This is a genomic window from Akkermansia muciniphila (assembly GCF_002884975.1).
In the GTDB taxonomy this organism is placed as follows: Bacteria; Verrucomicrobiota; Verrucomicrobiia; order Verrucomicrobiales; family Akkermansiaceae; genus Akkermansia; species Akkermansia muciniphila_C.
This window is the reverse complement of record NZ_PJKB01000002.1, coordinates 574,893-601,097: the sequence shown is the minus strand read 5'-3', so window position 1 is coordinate 601,097 and position 26,205 is coordinate 574,893. Positions and strand designations below refer to the sequence as shown.

24 protein-coding genes are annotated in these 26,205 nt (G+C 57.6%); 8 read left to right on the top strand and 16 right to left on the bottom strand.

Annotated elements, in window-relative coordinates; translation table 11 throughout:
* Positions 1 to 9 precede the first annotated feature (9 nt).
* The 5 genes from CXU21_RS08635 (at position 10) to CXU21_RS08615 (ending at position 3,840) form a co-directional block, all read left to right on the top strand.
* Positions 10 to 603 carry a peptidylprolyl isomerase gene (locus CXU21_RS08635; protein ID WP_180972489.1) on the top strand — a complete coding sequence of 198 codons (594 nt, stop codon included), beginning with the start codon at positions 10 to 12 and terminating at the stop codon, positions 601 to 603.
* On the top strand, positions 573 to 875 hold the full coding sequence (locus CXU21_RS08630) for a hypothetical protein (RefSeq protein ID WP_146016764.1): 303 nt from the start codon (positions 573 to 575) through the stop codon (positions 873 to 875). The genes CXU21_RS08635 and CXU21_RS08630 overlap by 31 nt, the downstream gene beginning before the upstream one ends.
* Before the next feature lie 64 nt (positions 876 to 939).
* Positions 940 to 2,088, top strand: coding sequence for an N-acetylglucosamine-6-phosphate deacetylase (nagA, locus tag CXU21_RS08625; RefSeq protein WP_102715002.1), 1,149 nt, complete (start codon positions 940 to 942; stop codon positions 2,086 to 2,088).
* An 85-nt stretch (positions 2,089 to 2,173) separates the two neighbouring features.
* Positions 2,174 to 3,214, top strand: coding sequence for a biotin/lipoyl-containing protein (locus CXU21_RS08620; RefSeq protein ID WP_180972743.1), 1,041 nt, complete (start codon positions 2,174 to 2,176; stop codon positions 3,212 to 3,214).
* 62 nt (positions 3,215 to 3,276) lie between these two features.
* Positions 3,277 to 3,840, top strand: a complete 564-nt coding sequence (locus tag CXU21_RS08615; protein WP_180972742.1) for a DJ-1 family glyoxalase III — start codon at positions 3,277 to 3,279, stop codon at positions 3,838 to 3,840.
* A gap of 177 nt (positions 3,841 to 4,017) precedes the next feature.
* Here CXU21_RS08615 and CXU21_RS08610 read toward each other — a convergent pair whose 3' ends face one another.
* Positions 4,018 to 5,094: a glycosyltransferase gene (locus tag CXU21_RS08610; protein ID WP_180972741.1), complete on the bottom strand. Its 1,077-nt coding sequence runs from the start codon at positions 5,092 to 5,094 to the stop codon at positions 4,018 to 4,020.
* 427 nt (positions 5,095 to 5,521) lie between these two features.
* Between CXU21_RS08610 and CXU21_RS08605 the strand changes: the two genes are divergently transcribed.
* The 3 genes from CXU21_RS08605 to CXU21_RS08595 all read left to right on the top strand — a co-directional run bounded on the left by CXU21_RS08605 (position 5,522) and on the right by CXU21_RS08595 (position 9,016).
* Positions 5,522 to 6,718, top strand: coding sequence for a hypothetical protein (locus CXU21_RS08605; protein ID WP_102725743.1), 1,197 nt, complete (start codon positions 5,522 to 5,524; stop codon positions 6,716 to 6,718).
* A gap of 3 nt (positions 6,719 to 6,721) precedes the next feature.
* Complete coding sequence (locus tag CXU21_RS08600) at positions 6,722 to 7,780, top strand: glycosyltransferase family 2 protein (RefSeq protein WP_102725742.1); 1,059 nt, start codon at positions 6,722 to 6,724, stop codon at positions 7,778 to 7,780.
* Positions 7,781 to 8,041: 261 nt separating this feature from the next.
* Entirely contained in the window at positions 8,042 to 9,016 is a 975-nt protein-coding gene (locus CXU21_RS08595; RefSeq protein ID WP_102725741.1) for a glycosyltransferase family 2 protein, read from the top strand.
* A 237-nt stretch (positions 9,017 to 9,253) separates the two neighbouring features.
* Here the strand turns inward: CXU21_RS08595 and CXU21_RS08585 are convergent, their stop codons facing one another.
* From CXU21_RS08585 to rplX, 15 genes are all read right to left on the bottom strand, one after another.
* Positions 9,254 to 12,937: a VIT domain-containing protein gene (locus tag CXU21_RS08585; RefSeq protein ID WP_102725739.1), complete on the bottom strand. Its 3,684-nt coding sequence runs from the start codon at positions 12,935 to 12,937 to the stop codon at positions 9,254 to 9,256.
* 164 nt (positions 12,938 to 13,101) lie between these two features.
* A complete protein-coding gene (locus CXU21_RS08580) occupies positions 13,102 to 14,397 on the bottom strand; it encodes a hypothetical protein (protein WP_102725738.1) in 1,296 nt (431 codons plus the stop codon).
* Positions 14,398 to 14,484: 87 nt separating this feature from the next.
* Positions 14,485 to 16,572 (bottom strand): polyphosphate kinase 1, encoded by a 2,088-nt coding sequence (ppk1, locus tag CXU21_RS08575; RefSeq protein ID WP_102725737.1) that lies wholly within the window; start codon positions 16,570 to 16,572, stop codon positions 14,485 to 14,487.
* Between the two features lie 34 nt (positions 16,573 to 16,606).
* Entirely contained in the window at positions 16,607 to 18,169 is a 1,563-nt protein-coding gene (locus CXU21_RS08570) for an HD domain-containing protein (RefSeq protein ID WP_180972740.1), read from the bottom strand.
* A gap of 159 nt (positions 18,170 to 18,328) precedes the next feature.
* Positions 18,329 to 19,399 carry an acyltransferase family protein gene (locus tag CXU21_RS08565; protein WP_102725735.1) on the bottom strand — a complete coding sequence of 357 codons (1,071 nt, stop codon included), beginning with the start codon at positions 19,397 to 19,399 and terminating at the stop codon, positions 18,329 to 18,331.
* A 23-nt stretch (positions 19,400 to 19,422) separates the two neighbouring features.
* The gene (gene map / locus CXU21_RS08560; protein ID WP_102714981.1) at positions 19,423 to 20,220 is read right to left on the bottom strand and encodes a type I methionyl aminopeptidase; all 798 of its coding nucleotides are present in this window, start codon (positions 20,218 to 20,220) and stop codon (positions 19,423 to 19,425) included.
* 13 nt (positions 20,221 to 20,233) lie between these two features.
* On the bottom strand, positions 20,234 to 20,884 hold the full coding sequence (locus tag CXU21_RS08555) for an adenylate kinase family protein (protein ID WP_102714979.1): 651 nt from the start codon (positions 20,882 to 20,884) through the stop codon (positions 20,234 to 20,236).
* A 33-nt stretch (positions 20,885 to 20,917) separates the two neighbouring features.
* The gene (gene secY, locus CXU21_RS08550) at positions 20,918 to 22,396 is read right to left on the bottom strand and encodes a preprotein translocase subunit SecY (RefSeq protein WP_251841450.1); all 1,479 of its coding nucleotides are present in this window, start codon (positions 22,394 to 22,396) and stop codon (positions 20,918 to 20,920) included.
* 162 nt (positions 22,397 to 22,558) lie between these two features.
* A complete protein-coding gene (gene rplO / locus CXU21_RS08545; protein ID WP_102714975.1) occupies positions 22,559 to 23,017 on the bottom strand; it encodes a 50S ribosomal protein L15 in 459 nt (152 codons plus the stop codon).
* Between the two features lie 61 nt (positions 23,018 to 23,078).
* Positions 23,079 to 23,750, bottom strand: a complete 672-nt coding sequence (gene rpsE / locus CXU21_RS08540) for a 30S ribosomal protein S5 (RefSeq protein ID WP_102725734.1) — start codon at positions 23,748 to 23,750, stop codon at positions 23,079 to 23,081.
* A gap of 17 nt (positions 23,751 to 23,767) precedes the next feature.
* Entirely contained in the window at positions 23,768 to 24,130 is a 363-nt protein-coding gene (gene rplR, locus CXU21_RS08535; protein ID WP_102714971.1) for a 50S ribosomal protein L18, read from the bottom strand.
* A gap of 35 nt (positions 24,131 to 24,165) precedes the next feature.
* On the bottom strand, positions 24,166 to 24,705 hold the full coding sequence (gene rplF / locus CXU21_RS08530; RefSeq protein ID WP_102714969.1) for a 50S ribosomal protein L6: 540 nt from the start codon (positions 24,703 to 24,705) through the stop codon (positions 24,166 to 24,168).
* Positions 24,706 to 24,726: 21 nt separating this feature from the next.
* Positions 24,727 to 25,128 (bottom strand): 30S ribosomal protein S8, encoded by a 402-nt coding sequence (gene rpsH, locus CXU21_RS08525; RefSeq protein WP_102714967.1) that lies wholly within the window; start codon positions 25,126 to 25,128, stop codon positions 24,727 to 24,729.
* Between the two features lie 12 nt (positions 25,129 to 25,140).
* A complete protein-coding gene (gene rplE / locus CXU21_RS08520) occupies positions 25,141 to 25,722 on the bottom strand; it encodes a 50S ribosomal protein L5 (RefSeq protein WP_102714965.1) in 582 nt (193 codons plus the stop codon).
* Positions 25,723 to 25,787: 65 nt separating this feature from the next.
* Positions 25,788 to 26,015: a 50S ribosomal protein L24 gene (gene rplX, locus CXU21_RS08515; protein WP_022396872.1), complete on the bottom strand. Its 228-nt coding sequence runs from the start codon at positions 26,013 to 26,015 to the stop codon at positions 25,788 to 25,790.
* Positions 26,016 to 26,205: the final 190 nt, after the last annotated feature.

Sequence of the window (26,205 nt, the reverse complement as noted above, 5' to 3'; positions counted from 1 at the left end):
CAAGAAGCCATGAAAAAGTACCTTACCCTTCTGTTGTGTTCCCTGTGCGCTCTGGCAGGCTTCTCCGCGGCTGCGGACTCCACTGCCGGCCTCAAGGACGTCAATATCGTCATCTCCACCACCAAGGGAGACATTGAACTGGCCCTTTACCCTTCCAAGGCGCCCGTCACCGTAGCCAACTTCCTGAACCTCATTAACAGGGGCTACTACAAGGGAATCACATTCCACCGCGTGATTCCGGACTTCATGATCCAGGGCGGCGACCCCACCGGCACGGGCATGGGCGGTCCCGGCTACAGCTTTGAAGACGAGTTTTCCCCGGCCCTCAAGCATGACGGCCCCGGCGTGCTTTCCATGGCAAATGCCGGCCCCGGCACCAACGGCTCCCAATTCTTTATCACCCACGTCGCCACTCCCCACCTGGATGGACGCCACACAATCTTCGGCAAGGTGCTGAAAGGCCAGAATATCGTCAATTCCATCGTCCGTGGAGACAAGATCAAGGACATCCGTATTCTGGACAAAAACGCCGCGGCCGCCGTGCTGAAGGCGGAAGCCGCCCGCGTGGCCCAGTGGAACAAGACGCTGGACGCCGCCAAATAAACCTGGCAATACCGGCACTCCGCATGAATATTCTCAAACGGTTCCTTGAGCAGGTTTTCACTCCGCAAGAAGTGGAAGCGACGCCGGAGAACCTGCAAAAATGGGAACAGAGAGCGCCCGGCTGGATCATCCGCTGCAATCACTGCAACATGGAAGAACCCTTTGGCAAATACGGCATTCTCCGCAAATCGGCGGGGCGGAAAAGGAACTTCGGGCGTTGTCCGCATTGCCATAAGTGGTCATGGTTTGTCATCTTCAAAAAACAGGCTTAAAAATAATTCCGCATTCATATCAAATCCCCATAGGGACTCCATCAATCAACCATTCATCCATTTTATGAAAACACTCATTAAAAACGCACGCATCATCTCCCCCGGCATTGACCTGCCCGGGGCTGCCGTGGAAATCGAAGGCAAGACCATCACCGCCGTCTATCCCGCCGGGAGCGAACTCCCCGCCGCGGACAAGGTGGTGGACGCGGAAGGAAAGATGCTCCTTCCCGGCTTCATCGACATCCACAGCCATGGCGCCGGCGGGTGCGACACCTGTGACGCCAAGCTGGAAAGCCTCCGCACCGTTGCGGAATGCAAGATGAAGGAAGGCGTCACCTCCTGGCTGCCCACCACGCTCACGCTGTCCCCCAAGGTGCTGGAAGACGTATGCGCCTCCGTGGCGGAATACATGAAGAACCAGGAATTCGCCAAGACGCCCGGCATCCATCTGGAAGGGCCGTTCATCAATCCCAAGTGCTGCGGCGCCCAGAACCCCGCCTTTGTGCGCCAGCCGGACTATGATGAAGTAGCCAACCTGAACTCCATTGCCAGGGTTCTCCTGGTCTCCCTGGCGCCGGAAATGCCCGGAGCCGTGGAATTCATTGAAAAGGCCACCGCCAACGGCATCCGCTGCTCCGCGGGCCACAGCGCCGCCACCCATGCGGACTTCAACAAGGCGAAATCCGCGGGCCTCGTGCACCTGACCCACTACTGCAACCAGATGTCCCCCCTGCACCACCGTGAAATCGGCCTGGTGGGCTCCGGCCTGCTGGACAGGGAAATCAAGATTGAAATCATCTGTGACACCATCCACCTCTGCGCGGACATGCTCAAGACCGTGTTCAAGAACAAGGAAACGGACCAGATGATGATGATTACGGACTCCCTGGCCTGCTCCTGGATGCCGGACGGCCCCGGGGACCTGGGCGGCCTGCCTATCATCGTAAAGGACGGCGTGGCGCGCCTTCAGGAATCCGGCGCCCTGGCCGGCAGCACCCTTAAATACGCCCACGGCCTGAAAAACGTGCACCGCCTGACCGGCAAGCCCCTGAGCGAGCTGGTGAAGGCCACCTCCTGGAACCAGGCGCAGTCCCTGGGCCTGGAAGGCCTGGGCAAGATCGCCCCCGGCTTTACCGCCGACATGGTTCTGCTGGACGATGACTTCAACACCTCCAGGGTGTTCATCGACGGCGTGGAAAAATACAGCGCGTAACCGCGCACCCGCGCGCCGGACGGGGCGGAACCCCTCCGGCGCGCCATCCCCTCTTACCGTATTCCAACGTTCAACATTCACCTCCATGGCTATTACCATTGAAATGCCCCGCCTGTCCGACTCCATGCATGAAGGCATCGTCCTGAGATGGGTCAAAAAGATAGGAGACTTCGTAGAAGTCGGCGACCACCTGGCCGACATTGAGACGGACAAGGCCCACGTGGAACTCCAGGCATGCGAGGACGGAACCCTGACGGAAATCCTGGTGCCGGAAGGCGGTTCCGCCGCCGTGGGCGCGCCCATTGCGCTGCTTCAGTCGGAATTCGGCGCATCCACTTGTGACTGCCCGCCGTGCCCCCCTGTCAAATGCAGTCCGCTGGCCGCCAGGCTGGCCTCGGAAGCCGGACTGAATCCCGGGACCCTGAAAGGCACCGGCCCGCACGGCAAAATCATGGCCGCGGACGTACGCGCCGCCATACGCCCCGCGGAAGGCCCGGCCCGCCGGGTGCATATCCCGCTGGCTCCCCGGGACACACGCCACGCCACACGCGTGGATAACTTTTACCTGTATTCCCTGGAGGCCAATATGGCCTATCTGGCCGCCATCAGCACGCCCATCGCCGTCCAGTGTGAAAAACTCATCGGCGGCCGCTACAGCCTCTTTGACTACGTGGTGCGCGCCGCGGTGAAAGCGTGCATCAGCGAGCCGGAATGGCTGGCGGGAGACGCCGCCGCGGAACTGCTCATGGTGCTGGACAAGGGGGAAAAATACGTCTTCATTGAAAACGCCTCCGGCAAGACGATTTACAACATCGCCATGGAACGGCTGGCCGCCCCTGCCGCAGGACCGCCCCCCGCAGGCAGCATCACGCCCAACATCCTGCTCTGCGACAGCGGCGTGAACGTGGAAGCCCAGCGCACCGTGCTCCCGGAAATGCCCCACAGCATCATCAGCATCGGCGGCACCACGCCCAAGACGGGCATAGAAGCGGGCCGCCCCGTTTCCAAGCTCATCCTGCCTGTCACCCTGTACGTGAACGCCAACATCCTGCCGGAATGCAAGGCGTCCAAAATCGCCGCAGAATTCAAGACCCTGCTGGAAAATCCGGTCCTGCTTCTCCTGTAGGCTGCCGGCATGCTGAGCCCTTTTCCTTGAACGTTCCATTCTCTCCCCTTGTCTCATTAACCATGAAAAAAGTTGCCATTCTTGCCGCCCCCGGATTTGAAGAAATCGAGCTCATGGCTCCGCTGGACATCCTGCGCCGCCTGAACTTTGACGTGCAGCTGGCCGGCGTGCAGTCTGACAAGGTAGTCAGCACCCATGACGTGACCGTCACCACGGACACCATGCTGGACAAGCTCCATGCCGACAAGCTGGACGCCCTAATCCTGCCCGGCGGCGCAGGCGCCTGGGTGCTTCGTGACACGCCGGAAGTCATCCATCTGGTCAAGAAGATGCATGCCGCTGGCAAGCTGGTGGCCGCCATCTGCGCCGCCCCCATCGTCCTGGCGAAAGCCGGACTGGTCAAGGACAGGAACGTCACGGCCTACCCGACCCAGGACGTCTACCGGGAACTCAACGAAGCCGGAGCCCACATCGTCAAGGATGAAAACGTGGTTCTGGACAGCAACATGCTCACCGCCAATGGCCCCGGAGCCGCCATGCTCTTCGGTTACTCCATCGGGGAATACCTGGGAGAAGACCTCCAGGTAGCCCAGCTCAAGGAGCAGATGTGCTACATGGGAGTATAGGTTCCGCAAAAAATGTTCCGCCATCCTGGACAGGCCGTCCGGAGCGCCACCCGTAGAGCTGTCATCCGTACAGATAATCTTCCCTATCCTTCTGTAAAATCCAGACAGGCAAATTCTCCGTACGGACCTCCATATGGGATTCTGCTTTTATAATATGGAAGAATGATGAATACAGCCTCATGAAGAGCGGGACAATAACGCCCTGAGCCTGTAATAACGCCCTCTCCTTCCGCGGCACCGTGACATCAGAGCGTGGTAAAGGCGAGTGAAGGGACCATCCTTGATCAAATCTTCTCCCAGAAGATGGCAAAAGGCACAGTCCCACCGATCCAAGCCGCACTTGTCCAAAGAAATATCCGCCTCCTGCAGCCACTTCCTGTAACGGTTGCTCAATTCGTCTCTCTTCTCTGCATCCAACTGAAAGAACTCTTCCCTGGGGGAGCAGACATAAGCCAGGAATCCGTCCTTCATCGCATACGCCAACCAACCCTTTCTGACGGAGGCCTCCCAGCATCCGGTTTCCTTCCAGCGGGCCGTTATATATTCCAGCCTTTCCATGCGCAAGGCGCCATCTCCATCCCATATATCAGTGAGAGATCCAGATCTTTTCCTGCGGTAAAAATACAGCTGGTCGGAAATAACAGCCAGACGGGAGGCCTTTGGAAGAAACTCCATCCAGAAAACGTAATCCTCTCCCGCGGGGAACTCCAATCTCACGCGCAACCCGTGATGTTGGAGGACCTCTCGTCGATACACCTTGTTACATAATTCAGCCCTCATCCGGCGCCAGACGGGATTCCCGTTAAAACGGGCATTTCCGGAATCCGGTTCAAAACCTTCTTCCGGAACGTATCTGCCTTCCTCCGTCACTGATCCGCCTTCCCCGGAAAAGAAAACGTAGCCACAGGCCACGACCTCCGCATCATGCTGCCGCGCGGTTTCCACCAGCCGGGCATACATGGAGGCATCCACATAATCATCCGGATCCACAAAGCCGATATATTCCCCGCCCGCTACGGCCAGCCCTGCATTACGGGCGGAAGAGACCCCCCCGTTTCCCTGGTCGATCACCCGGATACGGGCATCCTTTTCAGCCCACTCGCTCAGCATAGCCAACGTGCCATCCGTAGAACCGTCATTAACGCAAATAATTTCAATATCCCTTAGCGTCTGGTTCACCAGGCTGTTCATGCAGGCATCCACATATGGAGCCACGTTATAACAGGGAACAATAATGGAAACAGTATCATTCATAGAGAAACCAGTTTTTTCAGATGTTCGCCGGAAGAACCGGAACATCCGGCGCCGTTCCTTCTCCGCATTCTAATGAAAATCGGCATGACCGCAATGGCAAATCCCCGTCACAGGCACTAGCAGACGGCACCATGCTCATAAGAAGCATACAGGAACCTCCTTGCCCCCTGCATGGGAAAAAGCAACCCGTGAGCGGAAACAAAAAAGCATCAGCTTATCCCCGCCATATCCCCGGAATCAACCCTGCACTTAAGTAGATGTCTCAAAAACGGGAGGCCCCTAAAATTTTTGATATTGTGTTCTACAGGAAATTCATCAAGTATCCGGGACGGACTCTGCAGCCCCCCGCCTTTCCCATCATCAGGAAAAACTTATCCGGAAAGCCGGATGCCCGTGACCTCTTCCAGATGTTGAAATAAAATTAGCCATGCACATCCTAATATCTCTGATCCGTTTTCTGACCATGTGGATTCCCTTCCGCTCTCCCCGGAAAAAGCTGCGCACTTTTCTAATGGATTATGTGTCCGACTATGACAAGGAGGCACGCCGAAGTGAAAAGGCATGGCGCAGACACGAGGTAGCGGAACGTACCGTGCTCGTTTTTGAACCCAACGACTGCCATGGAGAAGTTATTTCCGGTTTTTGTGCCCTTTTACTCTCCATGGGGTACCGTGTGGATGTGCTCATGCACCATTCCCTGGGCAGCCAATTCCCCCTGTGCCGCACCGAGAATGAAGGAATACGCGCCTTTACCATCATGAAGACCTTATGGCCACGCCTTTACAGGGAAGAGGTCCTGAACCGCTATGAAGCCATTATTTTTACATCCTCCCTCTTTTATACAAAGCCGGGGATGCCTTCCGCCCTTGATGTAACAGGCTTGAGGAACCGCCGCAACCTTCTGATCGTGGAACACGAATTGAACGACATTGAACGATTGAAGGAAGAAATGTTTGAACAGGAAGGCAGGCTGCTGACACTGGGCACCTTCCACAAGGGCATCATGGTCAATCCCCACTCGTTCGGGCAAATTTCCATCACCATCCGTAACCCGAAACCCGAATTTATTACCGTAGGCGCACTTTCTGCGGAAAGGAAAAACCACAGTCTGCTGCTTGAAGCCCTTACAGATCTTTACAATGCAGGCTTCAAGGACTTTTCCGTCACTATCGTGGGTGAAGGAGAAACGGGAGAAATACCGGAACATTTACGTCCCTTCCTGAACATCACCGGAAAACTTGACTTCCCCTCCATGTTCGCAGCCATGGAAAGGGCGGATTATTTCCTCCCCCTGCTTGACCCCGCCAATCCGGCACACGAACGCTACATTTCCACGGGTGTTACAGGATCAGCCCAGCTCATTTATGGATTCGCGAAAATTCCGCTCATCCATGAAAAATTCGCCTCTTTCTACAGATTCGATGCCCAAAACGCCCTTCTCTACGACAAGGAGGGACTCAGCAACGCCATGTGCCGCGCCATCAAGCAGACGAGCGCGGAATACGCCGCGATGCAGCAGAATCTCCTGAACCTGGGCAGGCAAATGGACGAACAATCCCGGGCCAATCTGAAACGCGCCCTTGACGGCTGCCTCACCAGCCATGGCCCAACTTCCAAAAGCTGATCCATGGCCCCTCTCCGGCAGACACATCCCCGGGTTTCCATCATCGTTCCCGTTTACAACCAGGAACGCTACCTTGAAGAATGCGTCCGGAGCATATGCAGGCAAACCTTCACGGACTGGGAGCTGATTCTTGTGAACGACGGCTCTTCCGACTCATCTGGAGAAATAGTCGGCCGTTTTACGGATATTGACCCAAGAATCAAATACTTGGAACAGGAGAACGGAGGCGTTTCTTCCGCCCGCAACGCAGGCATGCGGCAGGCCACCGGAGAGTATTTGTGTTTTATTGACGCGGACGACTCCATTGCTCCGGATTTTCTCGAATGCCTCGTTGCCGCCTCCTGTGAAAATCAGAGTAGCCTGACAGTCGTCGGGAGCTGGTGCTGCCACCAGTTTCCGCCAGACAAAATACCCGCACTGCCCACCTGGGGCATGTTCCTGCGCCGGGAGGTCGTGGAGGAGCACAGGCTTGAATTCCCGGAAGGAATCCAGCCTTGCGAAGACGGCCTCTTTTCACACTTTGTGCTAGCCCTGACGGACAAAATCGCCTTCTGCCCGGAGGCCGTCTATCATTACCGCCAGCACCAGCAAGGCAACCACCACCAAATAAGGCGTCAAACGGCCAAAATCCTGGACATGGTTCCCCGGTGGCTCTCCCTGCTTGAAAAATTCTACGGCGGCAGGAAAAATCTCCTGGAAGGGAAATCCGGGCACCTGATCCGTTTCATTGAACATGAACCTTTTGAATTCAGGTTGCTTGGCATGCCTTTTTCTCCCGAAGAAGGAGCGCGCCTGGATACAATTATCCGCTGTTTTCTCAGCTCCCATTTCTCCCTTGAAGAATGCCTGGCCTCCGGGCTGCATTTCCCGTTCCGCCTTTTTCTGAAATCCTCCGGCTTCTCCGATTTCAAAAAAAGGCTGCGGTACGCTGAACAGCGCGCCGAATTCATCCGGAAAATTTCTCTCCTTTGCCCCGTTCCTTCATGGAGGCGCAAAGCGAGGATACAGGCGAAGGAAATATTGGAGACGCTTGGACATATTCGCCGGAATATTTCATTCTAAAATCGCTTCTCTACTTTTATCAACCGGAATCCGGAGATCCGGACCCTGTAACTGCATGAATCCTCCGGGAGAGGATATGCAGATGGAAACATTCGCAGGCAAAGGAACCGCCCCCGGCAGCCGGAGAGGACGCAGAACTTCATGACCGGATATCCCTTCCACGGATCAAAGGCAGGATTGCCTTAACAATTTTTCTTGCTAGGACATTAAAATAATCTTTCTTGACACAGAAACAGTTTTGATGGGAAAAGGAACTCCACCATGCCGCAGATTTCCGTTATTATCCCCGCTTATAAAACACAGCAATACATTGAACGCTGTATTTATTCCGTCCTGGGACAGACGCTGGGCGATATTGAAATCATCCTGGTCAACGATTCCTCACCGGACAACACCCTTTCCATGATGGAGCAAATAGCTTCAACCTGGTCGGGAGATAAAACCATACGCATTATTTCCCATGAACAGAACCGGGGCTTATCCGCTGCCAGAAATACGGGACTTGCTTCCGCCCAGGGGGAATTCATTTATTTTCTGGATAGTGATGATTATATTGCCCCGAACGCCCTGGAAACTCTGCTGAGGCTTGCCCAAGCGGAAGATTCTCCCGTCACCATAGGCGGAGTTCTCCAAGTAGATCAGGAAGATACCCCCCTTGATCATCAAATATGCCATATCAAAGATACGGTTTTAAAAGGTAAAGAGGAAATTCTGCACGCCCTGCAAATACTGGACATCTATATCTCGGGATGGAACAAGCTGGTACGCCGCGACTGGCTGCTGGAGAACAATATTCTTTTTGATGAAGGGTACCTTCACGAAGACTGGCCCTGGTGCCTGAGATTGGCTCTGCGTGCAGACAAAATCATCTGCAGTACCCATATCTGCTACTATTACGTCTGCAGGCCCGGCTCCATCACGGACGGCAAGGATTTGAACAAGTGCTTTAAAATAGCCCAAATGATTCAGAAACTGGTGGAAATTCTGGATGAAAACGGAGAAAGAGAGACCATGAATTCGTGGGCATTCGCACGCGCCCAAGAACTGAGGGGACATATTTCCTTGAATTTCAAGGGAATTGCAAAAAACATCGTTATGGCCCATTGCTTTTCCCTCCTTCCCGCTTCGTTTGCAACGGGCATACTTTCCTCCAAAAAACGGGCCTGTCTCAAGCTATGGAAAATCCTTCCTTCATGGGTGCGTCATGCAGCCCTCCGCCATCTTGCCGGTAAATAAACGGCAGGCAAACCATTCCCGACATTACCGGAATGCCAGGCACAGGGAGGAAGGGAAGCCCGCCCGCGTAGCATCCCTCCCTCCAAATAGAATAGCTTTCAGCTTTTGGGACTGCACAATCCCCGTTATTATTTCAACTCCGGGGTTCTGGTTCCGGACTTGGAATTGATCCGTGCAGAAAAAATGGAAGATCGGTTTTTGCCGGTTATTGAAGCTCACTATGAATAATTTATTCCCTCACTCCGGCAGTTTAATGATCTCCCCCGTTTTCGGCTCCCGGTCCTTCAGGGCCGGATTCAGGCGGATGATCTCGCCTGCACGCTTCCCGTCCTTCAATTGGCTCCCGGCAATGGATTCCCGGGTTTCCCCGGCTTTCACCTGGTAATCCCGCACGCTATTGCGCGGCAGGGCCTGTCCGTACTCCACGTTCCCCACATCCACAACCTGCTTCCTGTCATTCAGGCGGAACACTAGCGTTTTCCGCTTTTCCTGCGGACGGGCATAGTCCGTGTATATTTCCGCGTAAAGAGTCACGGGGGCCAGCATTTTCTGGGACCGGGTTCCGAAATAATGCGTCTGGACCAGATAGGAGCCGGGAAGGGCCCTGCGCACCAGGTATTCTTCCGGACCGTAGCCCTGCGTCACGTCACGGGACAAATGACCGCCATGAGTGGTCAGCCGATGCCCGTAATAGCATTTTTCTCCGGTGATGTCCGTCACCCAAAGGTCCATGTCTGACGCGTCCGTGTCCCAGTTGATGACCACGCGCAGATCAGCCTCCACAGGCTGGAGAAAGGCCGGGTCCAGCCCCCCGGTATCAAGCTTCACTCCTGCCGCCCTGCTCCGGGAAACGAGCCGGTTCAGTTCCACCAGCGCAATTTGATCCACTCCGGTGAAGCGGCTGGACATCCGGCGTTCCAGCACCTCCCGGTACATGCCGAACGCCTTCTGGGCTTCTCCCAGTTCATCCAGCACCAGCGCCAGATCCCGGTAAGACTGGGGTTCTTCCGGAAACAGCGTTTTTACGGTTTCAAAAATGAACCTGGCCTGCCGGAGTTCTCCCATGTAACGCAGCTTGTAGCCCAGCATCCGCAGCAGGGAACGGTTTTCCAGTTCCAGCTCCGCCAGGTTGGACAGAATCTGGACAGCCAGCGCCTTGTCCCCTTTCCCGGCAAACCAATCCGCGCAGTCCATGTAAAATCCGGGGCTTTCCCCGTACTCCTCCTTAAGTTTCATGTAAACCGCAAAAGGTCGGTCAGCCGCATCCAGAGCAGCCAGATACGGAGCCTTGGAATCCCACGCCTTCACGTTCATCACGGGAGAGGAACCGGAATCCCGTTCCCGCGCCTTTAATCCATTTAACGTTTCTCCCCCTCCCAAAAACAGGGACCCATCTATTCCCCGGCTAGTTGGGGCCGGATTTGCATTCCCCACCAGATCCGGAGAAGCAGAGGAGAAAGAACTTACGGAGCTTGCCGCCCCTATGTTCCCATGCCCTGCAAGGGGTACTGGAGCGGAACCAACGGCGGACTCTTCCTGGGGGACGTTTTCTGAAGAAGAATGAACCGGGCGCTCCCAAAGAGAATCAACTTCCGCCAACATGGAGCTCCTGGACTCGTCATAAGCGGCATTAATATAGGAGTTTTTCCTGCGGTTAACCGTTTCCAGCCCTCTGCGTGCCGCGACATGATAAGGATCTTTCCGGAGGATCTTGTTGAAGAGAAGAATGGCTTTATCATAATCCCCAAGATCATAAAAACCGTATGCCACGCGGAGGTTTTCCGCTATATCCGCTGGTTCCCTATCCAATTCCCTGTTCAAGTTCGCCCTTGCCTCAGCCAGCTCCTTGGCGCGGGCAGCTTTTTCCTCAGCTGCTTTTTTATCTTTCGCTTCTCTTTCCCTGAGGCGCTTTTCCATGGCCGCTACGCCCTTCAAGGCCGTCCTGTTATTTCCCTCTTCTTTCAACACCTTCCGGTAAATATCCAGCGCCTCCCGGTCATTGCCCCGGCACGTATGAATCAAGGCCTGCTTCAACCGGTCATCTTTCAGGACGCTTTCCATCTCTTCCGGATTGAAAAATTCCTTTTCGTACCATTTCTGCATTTCTTTCCAGGAAGCAAGGCAGGCCTTCAGGCGGTTTAATCTTGCGGTCTCTTCAGCCATGTCCTCCCTCCGTTCGCGTTTCAGCATCCTCCGGTCATATTCCACGCGCAGTTCAGGAGCGGAAGCAGGAGGGCGCACGCCGTATTTCAGGTATTGGTCCAGGGAGTCCAGCACCAGCAGGGAGGTACCGGGCGTCACGATTCCGTATTCCATCCCCAGTTTCCCGACAGCTTCATCCCTCACGGCAGAAGGAGCCCGGCAGAGAAGCTCCCGAAGCCGCGCCTGGGCATACAGGGTTTTCAGCAACGTTCCCGCCGCCGCCCCGGAGGCCTCCACCTCCACAGGAATTTCCACTCCGACCATCTCCACCGTTCCGCGGTAGGAACCCGGTTCCAGTTCCGCCAGCAGAAGAATGGAATCCGACGGCATTCCTGGGGCTTCATACTTTATAAACGCTCCCCAGGGCATGTTTCCCCCGTCAGCGTACCGGATGGCAGTTTCCCCCCTGGTGACGCGCTCCATCGCCTGCTCCGCCGTTTGGCTGGTCAGGTCAATCACGGGAATGCCTATCCGCGCGAACGTATTCGCATCCTTGCGCGGAGTCACCATCAGGGCAAAGGTTTTAGCGGAGTTGGGCGCCTGCTTTTCCGGTACAGGGCTGAAATTGACAAAACCATCGCTGACAACCAGGCAGTCCCACGCACGGGAACGGGCGGCCAGCCTTTCCAGGACAGAGCTCCAGTCACACGTGGCCCCGTCATAGTCCAGAGCCAGCAGTTCGCGGGCCAGCTCGTCCATGTTATCCGGAGTAACCGCAAACGTTTTTGAAGGCATGATCCGGTCCCGGAAGACAGTCAGGTTGATGTGGATTTGCTGCCCCGGGATTCTGCCGCAAGCAAGGTAGCGTTTTAGAAAATCCAGGAATTTTCCGACATCCGCCCCTTTCATGGAACCGGAAGCGTCCCAAACCAGCTCTATCACGGGCGCGGCTTCCACGGCGTTCTTCCTGTCCGCCTGTATAAGCCTGGGAATAATCACGGCTGCATAATCCCTGCCGTCAAAAGATTCCGTGAAGACCCTCGCTTCTACGGCCTCTTTTCCCTGCGCACGCGGCAGGGAGATGAACAGGTCTTCCGTCAGGGACAGGCCGTTCCACTCCTTTTCAGCCAGAAAAGCGCTGTGCCAGTCCTTGAATTCCACGTTGTCCAGCGGGGAGGAGACTACGACGGGCTTCCGGCCGCTGAACACCTCCACCCTGAGTTTGAGGGAGTCCAGCTTTTCCTTGAAATTCATCGGAAGCTGGAGAGAGGGGACGCCTGCGGCATCCACGGGAAGAACCGTGGAATAACGCAGCCGCACGGTGCGCGTGCCTCCCGCAGGGATGGGATACACACGCGTCCTGAACATGTTGCCGCCGGACCATTCCACCAGTCCGGGATCAACCTGTTTGCGCACTTCCTCTTCAAACGCCACGCGCGCCTTCTGCCTGGGTACCGGCACGCCGTCCACCATGCGGCCGTTGATGTCCAGCGCATAACCCTGCACGGTGGCTCCGGAGGGAAGAGGGCACGTCAATTCCCCCTCCATGACGCGGGTGTTGGGATTATGGAAAACCAGCGTCACTTCCGTTTCCGCCAGAAAATCCATCACGCGGGATTTGATTTCCGCCCGTGAAATGGAGACGGGCCGCTCCCCCTGGCGGCACTCCACTTTCATGAAGGGTGGGGGAAGAACGGTAGAACGCATGGAAACCGTTTGAGCCGCGGAAACGCAGCAGGCAAGAATGCACAGGCAGAAGGAACACAGTAGTTTCATCATAGGGGGGTGGGGTTGGGAGGGGAAAGGAAAAAGCAGGTTTTTCCAATCCCTTTCTTCCTAGCATAAGAGAAAGGCCGTGGCAAACTATTTGTTATAAACGGCTCCCGTATGGTCATTACCAGGGTGTTGCCGCTCCGTAATTAAAAGCGCCCACTCTTCCCTGTTCAGAAATGGAACCTGATGGCGGCAAACCAGGTCCAACCGCTGAAGCACCTGGCGCCTTCCGGCGCGCCGCCGGTCGTCGTGTATTCGCCTCCCGCCATCAATTTCAGCATGTCCGGGTCTTCCGGGAAAAAGTAATAATTCAGGCCGAAGTAAAAAGAGTTCATCGTACTGACCCATTTGGGATAGGTGGTCACCGCGGGAACATAGCGGGCGTACATTTTCACGGCGTCCCGCCCATGGGAGAGCTGGTAGCGGAACACGCCTTCCAGATGCGGGGAAAACCTGTAGGAAGGCAATACCGCCAGGCCGTAAACATTCTCACCCAGAGGGGTTCCCACCACGCGGAAGCCGGACATGAGTTCCGTCACCATGGAAAACTTCCCCCGGGACATGACCCAGTCCACCGCCGCTACATCCCGGGCGCCAAGCCCGGAGTAGTAGGAATCCTCCGGCAAGGAGCGCCCCGCGTAATGGGTAAAGTTGTGGGCATATGTCAGCCACACGCGGCTTTTCTCCCCCGGCAGAAAGCCGCGGGCGTCCAGATGGACGGAGGCCTTGGCAAAGGCACTGTCCGCCGTATTAAACCTGATTTCATGCGCCAGGCTGTCGCTGGTGTCGTTCAGGAAGACGGAAGCCTCCCACCCCACGGGCACGTCCTGCCGCGGGTTTTCCAGCACAACGCCCCAACTGGAAATAGTCCCGAGCTGGTTGACCAGGTCGGACCGTTCCAGGGTCTTGAGTTCACTGGCCGTCTCCCGGAATTCCGCAGTCATCTTGGAGGTGATTTTCCCAACGCGCGCAAAGAAGGAGGGATTGACCTTGTATTTCAGGTAGAGTTCAAAGATGCTCCAGTCCGTCTTCGTCCTTCTCCAGCGGCCATCCTCCACCTTGTACATGCCGTCCAGTTCCCCCATGTTGGTCAAACTGTGCAGCGTCAGGCGGTTTTTGAAGAAAACGGCTTCAAACCCTATCTGGAGCCTCCGCCATTCGTTTTCCCTGCCATGCGAGCCCTTGCGGAACCGGTTGGCTCCGGAAGGGGAGACCTGCGCCCCCTGGTACTGCCCCGTCAGCAGCAGCTTGAACTGGTTCAGGAATTCCGCCTCCTTGTTATCATAGAGATAGGGCATCTTCTTCAGGCGGGAGTACAGGCCGTCCGCCGCCGGATGGGAAGGAGCCCTTACGGAGGCTCCGGGGCCAGCAGGCCCGGATGCCTGCCATGCCGAACCTTCCGCCCATGCAGAGCCGTGCCACCCAGCCAGCGCGATCAGGAAAAAACAGCATACGCGGGCAAACATGTCTCATGAAAAGACACGTTCCGGACCGGTACGTGTTGAAGGTATGCCGGAGGATGCCGCACACGCGGCCCAATGCTCCTGACCGGGTTAGTGCGGCGTGTGGGGTTCCAGCATCTGCTGGCGCTCCCGTTCCTTATCCTTGGCCAGGCGGCGCGCCTCCTTGGTCAGGTACTGCTGGAGGCGGAACGCTTTCTGGCCCTTTTTGCGCACGATGTGCTCGGAAGTGCCGTCCGGCAAAATATTGCACGCCTGCACGTTGTCCTTGAAACAGGCGTCCAGGACGGATTTGAGGCGACGCGCCAGCTTTCCGTTGGTGACGGGAACCATGAGCTCCACCCTCTTGTCCAGATTGCGGGTCATCCAGTCCGCGCTGGCAATGAAGAGCTGGTGGTTGCCGCCGTGATGGAAGAAGAAGATGCGGGCATGTTCCAGATAGCGGTCCACAATGCTGACCACGCGGATCACCTTGCCGTTGGGCCGGGGGCCCGTTTTCAGGCAGCAAATGCCGCGCACGTTCAGTTCAATGTCTACCCCGGCGTCCGCGGCCCTGTACAGGGCGTCAATGATTTCCACATCCTGAAGGCTGTTCATCTTGGCGGAAATGCGGGCGGGTTCCCCCTGCCGCGCGCGCTCCGCTTCACCTTCAATGAGTTCAATGAGGCGCGCCTTCATCAGCACCGGGGAGGGGTACAGCTTGCGGAAACGCATGAGCTTGGTGCGCCCCGTCACGGAGTTGAAGAACTGGGAGGCGTCCGCCCCCAGCTGGTCGTCGCAGGTAAGGTAGGAAATATCCGTGTAAATCTTGGCGGTGGTTTCATTGTAATTCCCCGTGCCGAAGTGGCAGTAACGCCGCAGCATGCCCTGTTCCCGGCGCACCACCAGGCATATCTTGGCATGGGTTTTAAGCCCCTTGACGCCGTAGACCACCTGCACGCCGGAACGCTGGAGTTCCTCCGCCTTTTCCAGGTTGCGGGCTTCGTCAAACCGGGCTTTCAGCTCCACCAGCGCCGTCACCTGCTTGCCGCTTTCCGCCGCCTTTTTCAAGGCGGCCACGATGCGGGAATTTTTGGCGGTGCGGTACAGCACCTGCTTGATGGCTATCACATCCGGGTCTTCCGCGGCTTCCTCCACCAGGCGCAGGACGGGCTCAAAGCTTTCATAGGGATGGTTGAGCAGGATGTCCCCGTTGGCGATGTTTTCAAAGATGCTGACGGCAGGGTCCACGGAAGGTGACGGCTGCGGGGACCATTGCTCCACTTTCAATTGGTCATTGCCGGGGGCAAAGGCCATTTCCATGAAATCGGAAAGCATCAGGGGGCCCTTGAGGTCATACGTTTCCTCCTTCCCCGCGCCCACGATCTGCATGATCCTGTCATGCAGGGGGGCGGGAGCGGAGGATTCGATTTCAAGCCTCACGCATTCGGAGAATTTGCGGGCCACCAGCACTTCCTCCATTTCATCCGCCAGGTCCAGGGCGTCCTCCTCCTGCACGGCAATGTCCCCATTGCGCGTGACGCGGAATACCGCCGCGGAGAGAACGGTTTCGCCGGGAAAAACGGTGCCGATGCATTCCCTGACTAAGTCTTCGAGCATCACGTAGCGTTCCGTTTCCGCGGAGGGAACGGGCACGCGCCGCGGCAGGCCGTCCGGCAGGGCCACCACGCTGGCGCGGACCTCCCCGGTTTCATTGTCCCGCAGTTCCACGCCCATGAGCAGCTTGAGGGACGGGAGCGCGGGAGCTTCCGGCGCATCCATGTCCAGCGGCGTCAGCAGGGGGGATATCTGGTTGTTGAAGTATTGCTCCAGCGTCAGCTTCTGGGACGTGCTGAGGTCTTCCAGGGCCAGGGGATTGATTCCGTTAATTTCCATCCACGGCAGGATTTCCTCATGAAACAGGCGGTACTGGTCCTCAATCATGCGGCCCACGCGGGTGCGGATGTCCTTCAGCTGGCGGGTGGGGGTCAGCCCGGAGATATCCTTCACGCGGGAACCGGAATGCCGGAGCATTTGCAGGCCTCCCACGCGCACCATGAAAAACTCGTCCAGGTTGGAAGCGGTAATAGCCAGGAACTTCAGGCGTTCCAGCAGGGGAAGGTCCGTCCTCACGGCCTGGTCCAGCACGCGCTGGTTGAATTCCAGCCAGGAGAGCTCTCTGTTGATATATTCGTTCGACATGGAGAAAATAAGAGATGGGAGTTTGTTGAATCAGCTACCGCTGGGGCACCAGCACGACGTCATAACCGAAGATGTCCGCAAAGAGGTCACCCTTCAGCCTCAGGGCCAGGTCTTCCACGGCGGTTTCCCGCACGCCCTGGAGCTCCAGCTCCAGCGTCCGTCCGCGGATATGCGCCCTGACGCCGTTCACGCGCTGGGCATGGCCGCGTTCCAGGGCGTCCGCCACGCGCAGAATGGAGGCCATCTTGGCCACGCGCATGCGGTCCGTCAGCTCCAGCTCCCCGTACATGGGATCGGAATTGGCAGGGACCTCATGGCGGTGGTAGCGGGCCAGCAGGGCGATGGTTTCCACGTCGTCCCGGGAAAGGCCGAAGATTTCACTGTTCAGGATGATGTACTGGGAATGGAGCTGGTGGTCCTGCTGGCTGATGAAAGACCCCACCTCATGCAGGATGGAGGCCACCTCCAGCAGCAGCCGGTCATGTTCGGAAAGGCGGTGCAGGTCCTGGAGCTGGTCAAACATTTCCATGCACAGGAGAGCCACATGTTCGCGGTGGCCCTTGTCCGCCTTGTACCTGTCCGCCAAAATGCCGGCAAAGTGGAGCACTTCCGCCTCCAGGTCTCCCGGGTGCTGCTCCGCCTGGATCAGGCTGCTTGAGAATTCCTCGTCATAGCCGCTCCCTGGAATGATCACGTCATTCAGGTGCAGGCTGCGGGCGATCATTTCCGTCATCAGCACGGCGGGGAGCAGGGAATCCACCCCGGCAAAGTCCGCCCCGTAAACATTCATGCGCTGCTCCAGGGTGGTGCGGGACATCCTTTCCGCTTCCGCCACCAGGGCGGAACACGCCACCTTGCCTTCCGGCGTAGGGTCCAGGCGATCGCGCAGCTGCTGCATTTCCTGGCCGATGACGATCAGGCCCGCCAGGCCCTTGACGCCGCCGTAATCCAGGCAGATCTGGTCCACCTGCCCGCGCATGTGCTCCCGCAGCAGGGAGAGTTCCGTCACATCATCCCCATATTCAATTTCCCCCACGGCTTCACCCGTGCGGTGCGTCCCCAGCCGGTAGCAGGAATAGCGCACAATGCGCCCTTTCTGGAACAGGAGCACGCGGGTATTGCCCGGCCCCGTGTGGACCACAAGCACTTTTTTCTTGTTGAAGCCGGGGTACTGCGCCAGCGTCTCCTGCACTTTCACGTAAATGAGGCGCGTCATCTTGCCGTCGTCAATGCGGCGCCCGCGCAGGCCGTGGGCCACGTGCATGCGGTTGACGAAGACGTCCACATTGTCCGCCTCTGAAATGATGTTGGAGATCATGAGGCGGACGGAGAGCTTGCTGCCGGTTCCGTATTCCTTGAGGATTTCCAGATAGTCCCCGATGATCTGCACGCAGCGGTCCATGGTGTGCCGGGAGATGCGGTGAAAACGGAAGATGTCCCGCGCCATGGGCACGGGCTGCTGGAGGAAGTCCAGCATGCGGATCCTGTCCTGAACCACCTCAGCCACCAGCAGGCTCATGGAGCTCGGCCCCAGGTAGATCACCGCCTGCGTTGTTAATTCCGAATCCTGAGCCTGTTCGCCTTGAATCATCGCCATACCATGTGTTGTTTCCCAGCCGTGGGGCAAGAACGGGAGCGTGACAAAAACGCCATCCCCGCCCATTCCAGCAAGGGGCAGAATAAGGAATTTGCCTTTTGACGGCAAGAGATAAGCGCGGCTCCTTTTCCGGTCCGGCGGAACGGCCTTGCAGAGCGGCTATTTTCCGTAAGCTCCCAGCAGGGGGACCAGGCGCGGGGCAAACCTTTTCATGCAGAAAAAGAGCCCCGCCAGCAGGGCAAAGATGACAGGCACCAGGCAGAGCCACAGGACGTCCCAGGCCTCCCCCCTCCACGTAATCCACCCGCTTTCACGCAGCAGGATGATGACGATGTAGTGCGTGCCGAAGATGAAGAAGCATGCCGGGGCCAGTCCCGCCACCCATTTGGCCGCCCGCGGAAACCATTCCGTGAACAGGATGGCCAGGGACATCAGCCCCAGCATCCCCAGCGCAATGAGCATGGAGTTATGCTGCTCCCGGTGACCCACCAGCCACCAGGTGAGCGCAAGCGTGGCGAGCAGGAACGGCACCGCGTACCGGCGCACGGATTCCGTCAGGAACGGGAGGGAGTAACGGGAGATGTACATCCCCAGCAGGAAAAAGCCCAGGCTGTTGGCGATGGGGTAGTCATGGTCCGCCAGATCCAGAGCAAAGTAGTTCAGGGACAGCATGATGATGCCCACCCAGAGCAGGTAGTTCCCCAGCCGGTGCAGGAGGGGCGCCACAGCGGTATAAATGATGATGTCCCGCAGGAACCACATGGGTGCGTCCACCGGATGCCCGGCAATGCCCAGGGCGCGGCCGAACGCCGCCAGAGCGGGCCAGAAGCCGCTGCCCGGCTCTCCCTTCAGCCAGGCATACATGGGCTGGTAGGACGCGTAATATTCATGCAGGGGGGACCAGCCGATCAGGACGGCCGCCGCCAGGCCCCATACCAGATACGGACGGAATAGAAACCAGCTGCGCTTCCACAGAAAGAGGCTGCCGTCCAGTGGCCCGAATGCGCCCCTCCCTACAAAGTAACCCGCCGCCAGCAGGAAGAAGGGGGTGCGCGCAGCCAGGAATTCCGCCCATATCCACCGGTACAGCTCCGCCGAATAGAAAGCCATGTGATTGGCGATGATCAGAATGCACGCGATCACCCGGGCTACATCCACCCAGACCATCCGGCGGGTGGCCGTTTTCTCCAGGATCACGGGATCGGGAACATGGGCGTCCGGCGGCGTCATTCCCTTGGGGGGGGTGGAGGTGGTTATAAAGGAGCAATTCCGAGCTGTTCCGGCAGAGCGATGCGCGGACGCGCCGTCGTAATCAACGGTTCCCCGTCCGTTACGATGACCGTGTGCTCAAAGTGGGCGGAAGGCTTGCCGTCCGCCGTGATGACCGTCCAGCCGTCATCCAGGATTTTAACAGACGGCCTTCCGGCATTCACCATGGGTTCAATAGCCAGCGCCATGCCCTTTTTCAGGCGGGGAAGCTTGTAATGCGGACGGTAGTTGGGGATTTGGGGTTCTTCATGCAGATGGCGGCCTATGCCGTGCCCTACAAAGTCCCTGACCACGGTATACCCGCGGGGGCGCACAAAACCTTCCACGGCCGCGCAGACGTCCGCCAGCAAGGCCCCGGGCCTCACCAGTTCAATGGCGCGGAACAGGGATTCCTCCGTTACAGCCAGCAGCCGCAGCTTTTCCGGGTCCACCATGCCAACCGGAACGGTCATGGCGTTGTCCCCATGCCAGCCGTCCACAATGGCGCCCACGTCCAGGCTGACAATGTCCCCGTTCTGGATGCGGCGCGGACCGCCGCTACCGTGCACTACTTCCTCATTGATGGAAATGCAGAGTTGGCCGGGAAACCCGCGATACTGGTAAAAGGAGTTGCCAACCTTGTGCTTTTTGAAAATTTCACGCGCTATGTCGTCTATTTCACGCGTGGTGCGGCCCGCCTGGACCTCGGCTCCGATCTCCATCAAGATTTCCGCCGTTACAGCTCCGGCCTTCTGCATCTTGGCAACTTCACCGGGAGACTTGATGTGGATTCGTTCAGCCATGGGATTCTTTTTTCTATTGCCGGTATTCTTCCAGCTTGCGGGCCAGTTCCCGGGAAACCTCCGCCGGTTCCCGTTCCTCGGTCACGGTCATTTTAACCACCAGGCCGCGGGCTTCGTAGTACCTGGCTACGGGCAGCGTCATGGCTTCAAAGTCTTTCCAGCGGCGCGCGAAGGCTTCCAGGTTATCATCCTTGCGGGAGACCATTTTACCACCGCATTTGGAGCATTCTTCTTCCGACGTCTGCACCACATAGCCGCATGTGGAGCATTCCCGGCGGTGCATGATGCGTTCTTCAATAAGTTCCTTGGATACGTCCATCCAGACGACTACGTCCACGGATGTTCCACGCTGGGTCAGAAAGTGATCCAGGGCTTCCGCCTGAGCCACCGTCCGGGGATAACCGTCCAGCAGCCACGCGTCATTGTCCATTTCCGAGAGCCAGCCGCGCACCATGTCATTGACGATTTCGTCCGGAACCAGCATGGCCTTGTCCATATAGCCCAGGGCCTTCCGGCCCAGCTCCGTGCAGGATTCCACTTCCCGCCGCAGCAGGGAACCGGTGCTCAGGGAGTTCAGGTTGAAAGTATCAGCCAGAAACCGGCCCTGGGTTCCTTTGCCGGATGCGGGAGGCCCAACCAGAATGAAATGCTTGAGTTCCTTCATGTCTTTACTTTCAGAAGAAGGGGATGGAGTTCCTTACTGCATGGCGTTGTAGGCGATGGCTCCGGCCAGCACAAGCAGGGCGATGACGATCCACATGACGGTGACCGTGCGGCTGCCTGCGGCGGCGCCGGTGCCCTGGATGTGGCTGTATTTGCCCTTAAGCTTGCCTTTCTTCAGGAAGCCGTCGTAGTTGCGGGAGAGAAGAGTGGTCTCCACCTGGCGCATCATGTCAAGCAGCACGCCGACCAGGATCAGAAGGCTGGTGCCCCCGAAGAACTGGGTAACCAGGTAGGGGATGCTGCCGCCGATGTTCAGCAGGGAGGGCAGGAAGTAAATGAGGGTCAGGAACGCGGAACCGGCAAAGGTCAGCCTCTGCATGGTCTGGTCCAGGAACAGGGCGGTGGGGGGGCCGGGGCGGATGCCGGGAATGTAGCCGCCGTTGCGCTTCAGGTCTTCAGCGATCTGGGAGGGCTGGAACATGGTAGCCACCCAGAAGTAGGAGAAGAAGAAGATCATGAGGCCGGAGATGATGTAGTAGCCGGAGGAAGCGGGGTTCATCCAGTCATTCATCTTGGTGGCGATCCATTGCAGCGTGGTGTTATAGTGGGCGATCTGGGAGAAGAGCACCTGCGGCAGGGAGAGGATAGCCGTGGCGAAAATGACGGGCATCACGCCGGAGTAGTTAAGCTTGAGCGGCAGGTATTGCGTAGCTCCATTGAACATTTTGTTGCCCATGACCCGTTTGGCGTACTGCACGGGTATGCGCCGCTGGGCCTGCGTCACCGTGACGACGAGCGCCACCACGATAATCAGGAAGGCGATCAGGGCCACAAGCAGCATGGCGCCCATGGGAACGACTGCGCCGTCCTTGTATACCAGCGTTTTCCAGGCCAGGGTCACCGCACCCGGAAGGGCGTGGATAATGTTGACGGAAATGATGAGGGACACGCCGTTGCCGACGCCGCGCTCCGTAATCTGGTCACCGATCCACATCAGGAACATGGTGCCCGCCACCATGATGAGCACCGTCATCAGGGCAAACTGCATGCCGGGATCAATGACAAGCTGGCAGTCCGGAGGTATGTTGAGGCCCACGGCTTTCAGACGGTCCGGATGTTCCAGCGTGCCGACCAGGAACCAGCCCTGCACGATGGCGATGACGATGGCAATGGCGCGCGTCCATTTGGTCATCTTCTGGCGGCCGCCTTCCTCCCGCACCATCTTGGCCCACTGCGGGACCACTGCGGAAAGGAGCTGGGTCATGATGGAAGCGGAGATGTAGGGCATGATGCCCAAGGCAAAGATGCCGCACTGCTGGAGACCGCCGCCGGAAAAGATGGTGAGCACGGTAGCCAGGCCCGCTCCGGGACCGCTGGCGTTCGCGGAGGCTTCAATCACTTTCTGCAGCTCCATGACGTCAATGCCCGGCAGGGGGATCTGTACCCCCAGGCGGACGACGACGATCATCGCCAGTGTGAACAAAATCCGGTGCCTGAGCTCCGGTACTTTCATGGAGTTTGCAAATGCGGATATCATAGTCCTGTATTATAAAAGTTGGCGCGCAGCTTGGCTTGCCTGTCGGCGGCTTGTACCCGGGGCATCCATGGGAACCGCAACAGTAAACACAATGATGCGAACCGGGTCAAGCTGCATGACCCGGTTCGCCAAATGTGATTAGGCTTCGCTGAGCACGGTGACGGTGCCACCGGCCTGGGTCACCTTTTCGCGGGCGCTGGCGCTCACGAAGTCCACGACTACGTTCAGGCTCTTGGTCAGGGTGCCGTTGCCGAGAAGTTTCACGGCGTCACAGGGACCTTGAACAAGCTTGGCTGCACGCAGGGTGTTTTCATCAACCGTAGCGCCGGCTTCAAACACGCGTTCGAGCTGGGAGAGGTTGACGATGAGGATTTTGTCCTGGAAGCGGGTGTTGTTGAACCCCTTCTTGGGCAGACGGCGGTGAAGGGGCATCTGGCCGCCTTCAAACCCCGGACGGATGGTGCCGCCGGAACGGGCTTTCTGGCCCTTGTTGCCTTTGCCGCAGGTCTTGCCGAGACCGGAGCTTTCCCCGTTGCCGAGGCGCTTCTTGCGGTGCTTGGCTCCGGGATTGGGCTTAATCGTATGAAGCTGTAACATGTTATTTACAATGGTTGGATTTCGTGGAGGCGGCGGCACCGGGCAGCCGCCTCCTTTCAGATTAGATGGCCTTTTCCTTCTTCTTGCCGCGGTCGGCAAGAACCTGGTCGCTCGTACGCAGGGAAGCGAGCGCCTGCAGGGTAGCCTTCACCACGTTGGCATGGTTGGAGGAACCGAGGGATTTGGCAACGATGTCACGCACGCCGGCTGCTTCCAGCACGGCACGGATGGTGTTGCCGGCAATGAGGCCGGTACCGGGGGAGGCAGGCTTCAGAAGAACCTTGCCACCACCGAATTCGGAGTAGACTTCATGCGGAATCGTGCCGTTGGCGATGGAAACCGGGCGAAGCTGGCGCTTGGCGGATTCCGTAGCCTTGCGGATGGCGTCTGCCACTTCATTGGCCTTGCCGAAGCCGAAGCCTACGCGGCCTTCCATGTCGCCGCTCACGACGAGGGCGGAGAAGGAGAAGCGGCGGCCGCCTTTGACGACCTTGGCGCAACGGTTGATGAACACAACCTTTTCAGCCAGCTGGGGGCCTTCTTCCACGGGAGCTTCAGCCTGGGGGCCACGGCGGCCGTCACGGCGGGGACCACGGGGTCCGCGGCCATTCTGGCCGTCACGGCGGGGTCCGCGGGGTCCGCGGAAGTCGCGGCCGCCCGGTGCGGGTTGCTGCGCTTGGGCGGGAGCGGCGGCTTCCGTAGCAGGAGCAGTGTTTTCCGTTTCGTTATTCATTTAAGGGAATCTTTCAATTAGAATTTCAAACCAGTTTCACGGGCGGCATCGGCCAGGGCCTTTACCTTGCCGCAGAACTTGAAACCACCGCGGTCGAAGACGACTTCAGTGACGTTGGCGGCCTTCGCACGTTCACCAATCAGGTTACCCACCTTGGTGGCGGTAGCGCAGTTGGCAAGCTTGGAAGGATCGGCGATGGAGGCATCGGCCGTGGAAGCGGAGCAGATGGTCTTGCCCACCGTGTCGTCGATGATCTGGGCATAGACGTGACGGTTGGAGAAATAGACAGCCAGGCGGGGACGGGCAGCCGTTCCGGAGAGCTTTCTGCGGATGCGGCGGCGAACCTTGGCGCGGGTGGCTTTGCGATTGATAGTACTCATCGTGTATAAATATGTTGTAATAGTTATTACCTGAATTACTTACCGACGCTCTTGCCTTCCTTGCGGCGGATAACTTCACCGGCAAAGCGCACGCCCTTGCCCTTGTAGGGTTCCGGGGGATAGTACGCGCGGACTTCAGCGGCAAACTGGCCTACGACCTGCTTGTCAACGCCTTCAACCGTCACTTTCGTGTTTTCCGTCACGGTCACCTTGAGGCCTTCGGGAATCACCTGGTTGATCGGATGGGACTTGCCCAGGTTCAGGTCCAGGATGTTGCCTTTTACAGCGGCGCGGAAACCGACGCCAATGATTTCAAGGTTCTTGACGAAGCCTTCGGAAACGCCGATGACCATGTTGTTCAACAGGGAACGGTTCGTGCCGTGCAGGGCGCGAAGCTGGCGGCTTTCGCCAGCGCGGTCAACAGACAGCTGATTGCCTTCAACGGTGGCGGTGATGCCTTCCGGGAGAGTCCAGGAAAGCTTGCCTTTGGGGCCTTCCACCTGAACGGAAGAGCCGTTAACCTTTACCGTTACCTTGTCCGGCAATGTGATGGATTTTTTACCAACTCGGGACATATGTTTAGGAAATGTTAATGGTTACCAGACAAGGGCGAGAAGTTCGCCACCGATGCTCTGCTTGCGCGCCTGCGCACCAGTCATCACACCACGGGAGGTGGAGACGATGGCAATGCCAAGCCCACTGAGAACGCGGGGAATGTCCTCGGAAGAAACGTACTGACGGCGGCCCGGCTTGGAGCTGCGCTTCACTTCGGTAACGACCGGCTTGCCCTGGGAGGTAAACTTGGTCTTCACCTTGATTTGCTTCTTGGTGCCTTCACCGGTCACTTCATAGTTCCAGATGTAGCCTTCTTCCTGCAGAATCCGGGCGATTTCCACCTTGATGTTGGAGCAGGGAGCGGTAAATTCCTCGTTGCCGGCCAGGCTGGCGTTTTTCAGGCGGGTGAGGAAGTCAGAAATGGGGTCACTTAATACGGCCATGGTAAGAAATAGTTAGGCGTTAGCGGGTTGAGTTTCTTCGGCCTTCTTCGGTTCGCGCATGGGAACGCCCAGGGCGCGGAGCAGGTCGCGGCCTTCATCGTCCGTAGGAGCGGTGGTCACGAAAATGATGTCGAAGCCGATCTGACGCTTGATCTGGTCAAGTTCGATTTCGGGGAAGATGGACTGGTCAGAGATACCGATAGCATAGTTCCCGTTGCCGTCAAAGGACTTGTAGGGAAGGCCGCGGAAGTCGCGGATGTTCGGAGCCGTAACGTTGATGAAGCGGTCCAGGAATTCCCACATGCGGGTGCCGCGCAGCGTTACGCGGGCTCCCAGAGGTTCGCCTTCACGCACCTTGAAGTTAGCCACGCTCTTGCGGGCAAAGGTAGTGGACGGCTTCTGTCCGGTGATTTTGGCAATTTCGTTAACGGCATCTTCCACGGCCTGTTTGCGGTCCGGGTGCTTGCCCATGCAGGAGGTGACAACAATCTTCTCCAGGCGGGGAATCTGATGCACGTTCTTGTATGCATGCTTCGCTTGAAGGCCGGGAACGACCTTTTCACGGTAGTATGTTTGCAGTGTTGGTGTACTCATTGTTTTAGCGGGTCAGCTCTTTATTAATGATTGGTATGGCTTAAGCGCAGGGTCAGGCCGGAGGCCTAGCCTACTTTTTTCACGTTGGAGATGTGAATCGGGCCGTTAATCTCCTGAATGCCGCCTTCCGGGTTCTGTTCGGTCGGGCGCACAGCCTTTTTCAGGGTGCGGACGCCTTCTACGATGACAGTACCTTTGGAAGCATTTACGGCGAGAACGGTGCCGCGCTTGCCCTTGTGGTTACGTCCGGCGATGATTTCTACTTCATCACCTTTTTTCACGTGGGTCTTCATATATGACTATTTCTTACGCGTTTATGCGATTAAGATCTACCACCCCCTTGGTGGTAGGGCAGGAAGAGTATTATAGGATGGGCCTTTTCGTCAAGCCCGCATCCTAAAAAAATCGTTTTACCGCCCCTCCGCCAATGAGGAACGACCAATGGAGGTGCGCTCCGGCCCGCAAGCCGCCGCTACGGGAACA